Genomic DNA, 361 nt, shown 5'->3' with positions numbered 1-361 from the left:
CCTGGCGGTTGCCGCTGAGCTGGCGCCAGCCTTTGTCGGCATCCCAGACCCGTACTTGCAGGTCGCTGACCCGGTTCAGCACCGCCACGCCGTCGCGCGGCGCGGGCAAAGGGTAGCGGTCGCGGGGCTCGGCCACGGCGCGGTACAGGGTGTCGCCCTTGAGCCACCAGCGCACCCGTTGCAAGCCTTCCCCCGGGGTGGCGGCGCTGCGTATCACCTCCAGGCGAAAGCCCTTGCTGTCGGAGCTGCGCACGCTCAGTGGGGCCGGGCTGTCGGGCTCGGCTTCTTCGCTGTCGCCCAGGGCCGGCTCGCGCAGCTGGGTGCCAGCACGCAGGGCCACGTCACGTTCCAGCTGGTTGAG

General features: G+C 71.7%; 1 protein-coding gene. It reads right to left on the bottom strand.

Annotated features, from left to right (window positions below; all coding sequences use genetic code 11):
* A partial coding sequence (locus F6S12_RS33165; protein ID WP_315870040.1) for a type II secretion system protein GspJ occupies positions 1–361 on the bottom strand: 361 nt, incomplete at both ends.

This window comes from Pseudomonas sp. JV245A (assembly GCF_032424515.1).
Lineage (GTDB): Bacteria > Pseudomonadota > Gammaproteobacteria > Pseudomonadales > Pseudomonadaceae > Aquipseudomonas > Aquipseudomonas protegens.
This window is presented reverse-complemented; position numbering and strand designations above follow the sequence as displayed.